4 protein-coding genes and 1 pseudogene are annotated in these 10684 nt (G+C 41.4%); 3 read left to right on the forward strand and 2 right to left on the reverse strand.

Annotated features, from left to right (window positions below):
- Positions 1 to 241: 241 nt before the first annotated feature.
- Complete coding sequence (locus tag DNJ75_RS13505) at positions 242 to 1192, reverse strand: ligand-gated ion channel (RefSeq protein WP_117003979.1); 951 nt, start codon at positions 1190 to 1192, stop codon at positions 242 to 244.
- Between the two features lie 257 nt (positions 1193 to 1449).
- Between DNJ75_RS13505 and DNJ75_RS13510 the strand changes: the two genes are divergently transcribed.
- Together DNJ75_RS13510 and DNJ75_RS13515 are read left to right on the forward strand one after the other, a co-directional pair.
- Positions 1450 to 2769, forward strand: coding sequence for a UDP-glucose dehydrogenase family protein (locus DNJ75_RS13510; RefSeq protein ID WP_117003980.1), 1320 nt, complete (start codon positions 1450 to 1452; stop codon positions 2767 to 2769).
- Between the two features lie 108 nt (positions 2770 to 2877).
- Positions 2878 to 4443: a S8 family serine peptidase gene (locus DNJ75_RS13515; protein ID WP_117003981.1), complete on the forward strand. Its 1566-nt coding sequence runs from the start codon at positions 2878 to 2880 to the stop codon at positions 4441 to 4443.
- Positions 4444 to 4536: 93 nt separating this feature from the next.
- Here DNJ75_RS13515 and DNJ75_RS15850 read toward each other — a convergent pair.
- Positions 4537 to 4650, reverse strand: a pseudogene (locus tag DNJ75_RS15850) (hypothetical protein); the annotation flags it as partial.
- 450 nt (positions 4651 to 5100) lie between these two features.
- Here DNJ75_RS15850 and DNJ75_RS13525 point away from each other — a divergent pair.
- A partial coding sequence (locus DNJ75_RS13525) for a DUF4347 domain-containing protein (RefSeq protein WP_117003982.1) occupies positions 5101 to 10684 on the forward strand: 5584 nt, incomplete at its 3' end.

The raw sequence follows: 10684 nt of genomic DNA on the forward strand, positions 1-10684 counted from the left end.
ATCCCCGATAACTCTTCCAACACCCAACTCATTTACTTACCTTATTTCCTTGTGATTTTATTCATCTTATCTTTAACTCAACCATTTTAAAACCCACTTACCCAAAGATCCCTATAAACCTATGCTTGCAAAGAGGGGAATCTGGCGACGATGATTTTAATTCCCCTCTTTGTAAGAGGGGTGCCGAGCGTGCGAGGAGGGGTGTTGGCAAAATAAAGCACATTAAGTCAATAACTGAAGATTAAGCAAGCATAAAAAACACATTACTCAACGCAATCATTAATACCGTTAATATGGCAAAGCCGACATTGACAATATGTGCCCACTTGAGGTGCTTTTCACAAAGATAATAATTCAGTACAACAGTAATGAGTGTGATGACCATAAATATCAGAACGGTTAATTGAATCTTATCAATTAGGTTGATGGCATTAGATGGTGGCAGTATCGAGTCGGTAGAAATCTTGCTACCAACCACGGCGAAAATTGCGGCAGAGTTTAGTGCTAGACGGCTTTTAATATCTTTAATCGGGATAAAGAACATGCCGAGAATTAATATGCAGGCAAGGTATAACATGCCAAAGATATGGATAAACATGCGAATGTTAGTATGTGTCATCTCGACCGAGTAAATTGCCCTAGCATAAGCGGTGCTATTTGGGTTATTTGGATTACCAAAATTCGTATCATAGTGGTGGATATAGGTTTGCCAGTGATCAGCACCTAACGTCCAACCGCTTACAGCCATTTCATGATCGACATCAGAGTTGATGTTATCGGTGCTAAATATAACGGTATGGGCATTAAAATCAGCATCTTCAATAATAATCGATAGTGGCTTAGTGCTAAAGGGGAAATTTTCAAAACTCCAATCTTGAGATAAAGTGGCGCGGATTTTATATTGCTTAAGGGTTTTGTTGTCAGAGAGTTGTTGAGTGTTTTGATATAAAACGGAGAATTTTTCAGCATTGATGATATCAAACTCATTGTTCTCAATGATCAGCTGATCCGGATAAATAAACCACAACCAAAAAATTGCAGAAACGGTTTTTTTCTGCAAATTGATATCATAAATATGCGTGATATAAGCACCAACTGTCACTTTTGCAGGTGGTTTTGGTACTTTGTTGTTAGCAAAACTAGTTTGTATATAAAGCAAAAAACTAAAAAGAACTATCAAGAACCTTGCCATATTTGATCCATCAAATTTCCATACGTGACAAAAGTATAGTTGAAATATTTTGAAACATAAGATTGGCTTTCGCCAGAAATTTGTAATCTCGATTTTGTATGAAAATCGAGATTATCGATAGCGATTTTTGATGTTTTGTTATGGCAATTAGTGATGGCAAGTAATAATAATCACACTTCATAAAATAATATTCGCTGAATTTGGGCGTTATTTCTGATATGATCGATGGCGATTTGAGTAGCTAAAAGTGAGATTTTATGAAGATTGCAATTTTTGGTACGGGCTATGTCGGACTCGTGACAGGAACTTGTTTTGCAGCAATGGGTAATCATGTTTGCTGTGTTGATATCGATCAAACCAAAGTCGATAACCTAAAAAAAGGTATTTCACCGATTTATGAACCGGGCTTGGATGAGCTCATTAAACGTAATGTGACCAAAGGACGTTTGCGCTTTACTACCGAAGCAAAGACAGCAATTGATGAAGCGCAAGTCATCTTTATTGCGGTAGGGACACCGCCTGATGAGGATGGATCTGCTGATTTACAATATGTCTTGCAAGTGGCCAAAACCGTTGCCAGTGACATGAATGAGTACAAGGTCATTGTTAATAAATCAACGGTGCCAGTTGGCACTGAGTATAAAGTGACAGAAGCAATTTCTAATGTATTAAATGCCCGTGGGGTAAAACTTGATTTTGATGTGGTATCTAATCCTGAATTCCTTAAAGAGGGCGATGCCATTAGTGACTGTATGCACCCAGATCGCATTGTGGTTGGGGCGAACTCCGAGCGTGCTGCGGATGTTATGCGCGAGCTTTACGCGCCATTTGACCCCAACCAAAATCGCTTGATGATCATGGATGTACGCTCTGCTGAGATGACCAAGTATGTCGCCAATGCAATGCTTGCGACGAAAATTAGTTTTATGAATGAAATGAGTCAGATTGCTGAGCGTGTCGGTGCAGATATCGAGAAAGTGCGTATTGGTATCGGTGCTGATCGACGCATTGGTTACCATTTTATATACGCAGGTTGTGGTTATGGTGGTTCATGCTTTCCGAAGGATGTGCGTGCGCTTGGGCAAACTTCGCGTGAATACGGTTATACTGCGCGCATTTTAAACGCGGTGCACGATGTTAACGATGCGCAAAAAGAAGTCCTGTTTGCTAAATTTAATGATTATTTTAATGGTGAGATCGAAGGCAAAACAGTCGCGGTATGGGGACTTGCGTTTAAGCCAAATACTGATGATATTCGTGAAGCTTCAGCGCGTGTTTTAATTGAAACACTGTGGCAGCATGGCGTTAAAGTCAAAGCCTACGACCCTGAAGCGATGGAAAACTTTGCACAAGCTTATGGTCAACGTGATGATTACGAGCTTGTTGATGAAGCGTATAATGCCTTACATAATGCCGATGCTTTATTCGTGGTCACAGAATGGCAGAGCTTTAGAAGTCCAGATTTTAGTAAGATCAAAGCACGACTAAATACCCCTATTATTTTTGATGGACGTAATTTGTATGATAAATCACGGATGAAAGGCTTAGGATTCGACTATATTTCTATTGGGCGATAATAAAACCTTTCCCTGCTATAAGTTTAAATAATGTTCTTTTTATGGATAAAATAAAAAACTGATCTATAGTTAACCTTGTAATGTTAAGTTATCTTGGTGGGGTCAGTTATGAACAGTTATAGAAGAAGCTCGTTGGCATGTATTGCCATTTTTTGTTTACCGTTATCTTCTCTTGCGATTGAATTACAGGTGCGTTATTGCGATACAGCACGTAAGAGTGAAGTCATTACTATTGAGTATACAGATAATGATAGTATTTTAGATCAGCGATTTATCGATCACTTCGGTGCGCCATTGGCGCATTTTAAAGCAGCAAACAACTATCGCAATACACATGATGATGTTTGCTCAGCATTGCCTAAAAATGCCAAGTCCTATGTAATGGGCAATGCGCAAGCAATTCATATTGACCGCTTGCCATTTCAGGTTGAATCGGTCATTCCTGAAGTGTTGAGTGATATACAAAAGGAATTTTTGCAAGCTGAAAATGTTCGACAATGGTCGCAGCAATGGAATATGCATAACCATATTGGCGTGGGTGTTGCAGCTGAAGGGGCATGGGCGCAATTAAGGTTTACAGGACTTAATAAAACCTATGTTGCCGTGATTGACTCAGGTGTTACCGAATTTATGCCAGAGGATTTACAAGGACGTTTGGAGATGTCACAGCCTTATTATTTTTATGTTAATGATAAAGGTAAAGTGGATGTAATTGCTTCAGTTATTGATACTGATTTAATGCAAGATCCTCATGGCACAGCAGTAGCAGGTGTTATTGCTGCGCAAGGACCCAGAGTGACAGGTGTTGCCGGTGATGTGGATGAGATTATGGTGCTACCTGTTAAAGTCTTTGGGCATGTCGGAGGTGCCAAAACAGAAGCGATTACTATGGCAATTGAATGGGCGGCAGGCATTTATAGTGAAGATATGGCAAATATAGCTCAGCTTCAACCCAATCAAACGCCAGCAAAAGTGATTAATTTGAGCCTAGGAATCTCAAGAGTGGGTAAAGATGGTTCGGTGGTTGCAACTGAAAATGCTTGGAAAAACGTAGTATTGCCCTCTCTTTGCAACGCATATCGAGAGTCAATCAACAAAGTTAATGCTTTAGGTGTAACGGTTGTTATTTCTGCAGGAAACTACGGGCAACCTGTATGGAATAGCGTCCCATCAGGTTGCCCAAATATCAATGCAATTGTGGTAGAAGCAACGAACAATAATGGTATAAAAGCAGGCTATTCTAATTATGCAGTGAGTGATTGGCCATTGCAGAGTCTGGTGCTAGCTGCCCCTGGTGGCGAAGATGCGGAGCTTGACTTAAGTAAAGGTATTATCTCACCGGGGTTTTGTATGACTTCAACTTTAGGTGTTTATTGTCGGTATTTTTACTTGGAAGGAACCTCTTTCTCTGCCCCTCATGTTGCCGGTATTGCAGCTATGATCTATGCGTTAAAGCCTGATGCAGATGTGAGCTATGTCAAAGCAAAATTATCACAATCTACGTGGGGTAATAATGTGATTAATGCCCAAGAGGCAGTACGTCAAACAGTTGTTGCAGAGCAAAGCAATGACGCGCAATTTGATGGCGCAGGTGGTGCCAATAGCACGGGTATAGCAGTGGCGGCAGGTGCTGGCGCACTGGCGTCAGCATTAGCACTTATTTTGTTTATGTAAGCGCTGATAATTCAAAACAGTTCTGTAAGATATCATGATAATTAACAACTCTATTGCTGATTATCATGGAATTAACACGAATATTAGATGCAATTACTCAAAGATGATACGTGGACTTTTACCAAGAAATCGACTCACTTTAATCAATGTTTCTAGTGTAAAACCAGATTCACCTTTTAAAATTCGCTGTGTTTGTGAAGTGCTGGTGTCTAACCATTTTTTACCTCTCTCCTGCGGAGTTGCTCTTGCAGTGCATGTTGCACAGGTGAGGTAGGAAGTTGGATATCAACGTGACTCTTATCGCTGCCATAACGAAACCTTGCTATGGCATAAGTTTAAACAATAGTCTTTTTGTGGATGGAATCAAGAGGCTCAATTATAGTGAGCTCAGTAAGATTAATTTGTCTTGAACGACTGATTATTAAAGGCGCTAGCAAAAATATTATCAGCTTATCAAGGATAAATAATTACGTATGCAATGGCTAATATCTTACGGTAAAAATGGACAAGGACGTACAGCTTGTTTTGCATATCACGTAAGCAGAAATAGCCTTTGTCTATAATTGTTTTTATGATGAGCATCTACACTTATTGGTATCGAAGTTTTGTATATATTTTGCCTAAGCTTTTAGGCATGCAAAAAAGAGGTACCCCGCCATGATTAAGAAAGTATATCAAATAATACGTCAACAGCTGTCTGAGGAGAAATTAAACAATCTAAGCGATAGCATATTTCTTAAAAAGCAAAAACACGCAGAGGCAATGGAGGCTAAACAGAGTGTCGATAAAGTCAATGTTAATAAGCTCAAGAAGAAAAAGGGCAACGATAAGGATTTGTTGCGTCTGCCGGATCAGTATCCATCTTTGTTACAAGAGCTTGAACCACGGTTTATGTTTGACGGTGCAGCGATTGAAACGGTAGATTTAGCGGATGGTGTATCTGAACAAGAGCAAATCTATATTCTCAATGCGATTGATCAGAATGAACAAGCACATGCGACAGAGAGTTTATTGCAGGCAATAGAAGCCAATGTTGAAGGATTTCAAACTGATTACAGTAAGTTCAAGGAAGTGGTGATTGTTGATGCACGTGTTAAAGACCCACATATTTTGATTGATAGCATATCGCGTAAAGCAGCGATTGAGGTAATTTTGCCTGATCAGGATGGTGTTGATAAGATTGCTGAGTTATTAGCTAAATACAATAATCTTGATGCCGTGCACATTATCAGTCATGGTGATCAGGCGAAGCTTGAGCTAGGTAGCGTTGATTTAACGTCAAATAACTTAGCACAATACCAAATGCAATTACAACAATGGGGTCAAGCGCTTACCGAGCAAGGGGATATTTTATTCTATGGTTGTAATGTGGCGGAAGGGGATAAAGGTCAAGCCTTTATCGATGAATTAAAAGCATTAACCAGCGCTGATATTGCAGCATCAGAGGATATTACAGGTGGTGACAGCCTAGGTGGTGATAGTATTTTAGAGTACACACAAAATGTTGAAAATGGCGCCATTTTATCATTTAGTCAATATTTACATCAATTGACAGCTACTCAGCTTGGTCAGGAGATTGTTGGTGATGGTGTTGATGATCAGTTTGGTTCAGCTGTTGCGATGAGTCAAGATGGAACACGGATGGCAGTTGGTGCGTCAGAGACAGGCAATGGTACAGGACCTGGATATGTCAAAATATATCAATGGAACAGTGGCACATCTCAGTGGGATCAGATGGGCTCAACAATCAATGGTGATAGTACGAATGATTTATTTGGTAACTCCATTACGATGAATTTGGATGGTTCACGTGTAGCGATTGGTGCACAATATGACGATAACAATGGTGTAAACTCAGGTTCTGTCAAAGTATATGATTGGAACAGTGGCACATCGCAATGGGATTTAGTGGGTAGTGTAATCAATGGTCTAACAGCGAGTGATCAATTTGGCTTTGATCTATCATTAAGCGCTAATGGGTCGATTTTGGCTATTGGCGCACCATTTAATGATGAGATTGCAAGTAATGCAGGACAAGTAAGAGTATATGAATGGAATGGATCTTCATGGGTGCAAAAAGGAAATCAGATTAATGGTCTTATAGGTAGTGATAACTTTGGTGGCTCAGTATCGATAAGTGACGATGGCTTGCGTTTCTCCGTGGGTGCTAGATTAAGTGATGCTAATGGGACAAGCTCAGGCAGTGTGACGGTGTATCAATGGAATAGCGGGACATCGCAATGGGATCAAATGGGCAGTGTGTTGGTTGGTGAGGCAGCTGGAGATCAGTTTTTTAGAACATCCATCAGTGGTGATGGTTCGCGTTTAGCGGTTGGTGCGAGATTAAATGGTACGAATGATATTGGACATGTTCGTGTGTTTGAGTGGAATAGTGGTGCATCCCAGTGGCAACAGATTGGATCAGATATTGATGGTGAGTTTGCTGATGATAACTTTGGGTCATGGGTATCATTAAATATCGATGGAACACGTTTGGCAGCTAGTGCATATCGTAGCGATGGCAATGGTGCTGACTCAGGGAGTGTCAGATTATTTGATTGGAATGCAACGACCTCACAGTGGGAGCAGTTTGGCGTTAACATCACTGGCGAGGCAGCTGGAGATGAGTTTGGTTTACCGTTAGCGCTTAATGCTAATGGCGACCGCTTGGTGGTTGGTGCAAAGAATAATGATAGTAACGGCAGTAATTCAGGTCATATTGTTGTGTATGAGGTTATCAATGATCAAGATGCACCGATTTTAGTCAGTAATCAAGGTTCAGCAACGTTGACGCAGGTGGGGAGCAGTATTAATGGCAGTAGTGCCAATATCAATTTAGGCTCAGCAGTGTCAACCAATATCGATGGATCGGTCTTTGCTGTTACCGAACCTCAATATGATAATGGTAAAGGACGAGTGCGTATTTATAAAGACAATGGTGGCACTTGGGTGCAGATGGGCAGTGATATTTTAGGAAATGTCAGCTTTGAATATTTTGGTGCAACTGCAACTAGCTTGAGTGCAGATGGCTTAACGATATCTATTAGTATGGCTGATGCTGATACCCCTGTTCAAAATGCTGGCGGTGTTAAGATTTATCATTTTAATGGCAGCAGCTGGGTACAAAAGGGTAACACTATTTTGGGCGATAGCATAAATCAGTATGCGGGACTGAGTAATCAGCTAAGTGCTGATGGTAATCGATTGGCTGTGGGGCTATATGGGACAAATACATTTGCAGGGTCTGTACGTATTTATGAATATAACAGCGGCACAAACAGCTGGGTGCAAATGGGATCACAACTCTTGGGTGATGCTGGATCAAGTGCGCACCAACTAGGGGTTTCAGTTGCGTTAAGTGCTGATGGCACCATTGTCGCTGCGGGTGGTAATGGATATGATCAGGGTGCAACTAATCGTGGTAGTGTTAAGGTTTATCAGTGGAATGGTAGCACATGGAATCAGCTAGGTAGTGAGCTCTTAGGTGCGCTTGCAGATGATAAGTTTGGTAATTCAGTCTCCTTAAGTGCCGATGGCTTAACATTGGCAGTTGGCGCTGATGAGGCAGATTCAAGTGGTACTAATCGTGGTGCAGTGTATACCTATACATGGAGTGGATCAAGCTGGGTGCAAAAGGGTATGACATTGCTAGGCGCTAGCGCAAATGATCAGTTTGGGCGTGTTGTCAGGCTAAGTGCCGATGGTCAGACGCTGGTTGTTAATGCGCCACTTAATGATGATAATGGCGTTGACTCTGGCAGTGTATATGTTTATCGTTTTAATGGTGATTGGCAACGAGTAAGCACGATTTCTGGTGTTGCAAATGAGCAATTAGGTCGAGGTTATTGGGGTGGAGGAACAGCTGTTTCCGCTGATGGGCAGCGCCTTGTGATAGGTAGCACGTTAAATGATACCGCAGGGACAGATGCCGGTAGAGTTAGTGTCTATGACATTAATTACGGTCAAACGGTACTAAGCTATAATCAAGCAAGTGGTACTAAGGCAATTGATGATGGCATAAGCGTCTTTGATATCAGTGTTGATAGCTTAGTATCGGCTTTAGTAACGATAAGTGGTAACTATGTTCAAGGGGAAGACGTTTTAGATGCGTCGGTCACGGGAACTAACATCACTAAAAATTTTAATGCAACAACGGGTGTACTGAGTTTAAGCGGCGTTGATAGTTTGGCAAATTACCAGCAAGTACTGCGTTCAGTGAGCTATAGCAATACGATCTTTAGCAACATGGCAACACGGACGGTGAGTTTTGTTATTAATGATGGGATGAATGACTCGCCCACATTAAATGCTAACATTCAATTAAGTGCTCAAGCACCGTCAATTGCCACCAGTCAGGGTGGTGCAACTTTGACGCAGGTTGGCAGTGATTTCTTAGGTAGTGCCGCTAATATGCACTTAGGATCTGCAGTATCAACCAATATTGATGGATCGATCTTTGCTGTTACTGAGGCTGACTATAATAGCGGCAAGGGACGAGTACGTATTTATAAAGATAATGGCGGAACTTGGCTGCAGATAGGCAGTGATATTTTAGGGGATGTAAATTTTGGCTATCTTGGCGCAACTAGAACAAGCCTTAGTGCAGATGGTTTGACGATATCTATTAGTATGGCAGATGCTGATAACCCTGTTCAAAATGCTGGCGGTGTTAAAGTCTATCATTTTAATGGTAATAGCTGGGTGCAAAAAGGTAATACCATTGCAGGAGAAAATGTTAACCAATATGCGGGACTGAGCAATCAGCTAAGTGCCGATGGTAACCGACTCGTGGTAGGTTTTTATGGAACCAATACATTTACAGGTGCTGTACGTATTTATGAATATAACAGTAGCACAAACAGCTGGGTGCAGATGGGGACACAACTCTTGGGTGATGCTGGATCAAGTGCACATGAGTTCGGTGTTTCGGTTACATTAAGTGCTGATGGCACCATTGTTGCTGCGGGTGGTCATGGTTATGATCAGGGAGCAACCAATCGTGGTAATGTTAAGGTTTATCAATGGAATGGTAGTGCTTGGATTCAGCTAGGTAGTGAGCTCTTAGGTGCACTTGCAGCTGATAAATTTGGTAATATGGTATCGTTGAGTGCTGATGGATTGACATTGGCAGTTGGGGCGCATGAAGCGGACTCAAACGGCACTGATGCAGGTTCAGTATATGTGTATACTTGGAATGGCTCAAGTTGGGTACAAAAAGGTACAACATTGTCAGGTGCTAGCACCTTTGATAAGCTCGGACGTGCTGTTCAGCTCAGTGCTGATGGTGAGACGCTAGTTGTTGCTGCACCATTAAATGATGCAACAGGGTCTGATGCCGGTAGAGTATACATTTATCACTTTAATGGCGATTGGCAATTATTGACCACCGTTTCTGGATCAGCAGGTGACGAGATGGGTGGTGGACAATTTGGTCATGGTACAGCGGTTTCTGCGAATGGACAACGCATTGTGGTAGGTAGTAAATATAACGACAATGCGGGGACAGATGCCGGTAGGGTTAGTGTCTATAACATTAACTACACTGGACCAAGCTATACTTACAATGAAGATGATCCAGCACAAATTATTGATAATAGCTTAGTGATTAGTGATATTGATAGCAGCCATTTAGTTTCTGCAACGATATCGATTAGCAATGGTTTTAATGCCGCAGAGGATATTTTAGCTTTCACGGCATTGGGTAATATTAATGGCAGCTATAATGCCTCAACAGGTGTATTAAGTTTAAGTGGTAATGATACGATTGCGAATTATCAAACGGTATTGCGCTTGGTAACGTATCAGTCTAATCAAAATATCAGTGTTGCGGGTAGCAAAGAAGTGAGCTTTGTAGTCAATGATGGACTTAATAGTTCGGTTGCTGAAGTGATTTCATTTAATGTGGCTCCGGTGAACGACCCACCAGTGAATACAGTGCCTGGGGCACAGTCAGTTGATGAGGATAGCACGTTGGTGTTTAACACCGCTAATAGTAACTTGATCAGTGTGGCAGATGCTGATCATGCAGCATTGAGTGTGACATTAACGGTAACCAAGGGGCGTTTGACCTTGTCACAAACGACGGGTTTGACGTTTGTGATTGGTAGTAATGGTGAAAGTCGCATGAAGTTTAGTGGTAGCATTACTGATATTAATGCGGCATTAAATGGTTTGATATACGCAGGCAATCCAGATTTTACAGGCAGTGATAGCTTAACGATATTAAGTGAAGATAATGATG

The sequence above is a fragment of the Cysteiniphilum litorale genome, from assembly GCF_003428165.1.
Lineage (GTDB): Bacteria > Pseudomonadota > Gammaproteobacteria > Francisellales > Francisellaceae > Caedibacter > Caedibacter litoralis.

Excerpts from the sequence above, each read along its gene's own strand:
- DNJ75_RS13505 (WP_117003979.1), bottom strand. The coding sequence starts at position 1,192 with ATGGCAAGGTTCTTGATAGTTCTTTTTAGTTTTTTGCTTTATATACAA.
- DNJ75_RS13510 (WP_117003980.1), top strand. The coding sequence starts at position 1,450 with ATGAAGATTGCAATTTTTGGTACGGGCTATGTCGGACTCGTGACAGGA.
- DNJ75_RS13515 (WP_117003981.1), top strand. The coding sequence starts at position 2,878 with ATGAACAGTTATAGAAGAAGCTCGTTGGCATGTATTGCCATTTTTTGT.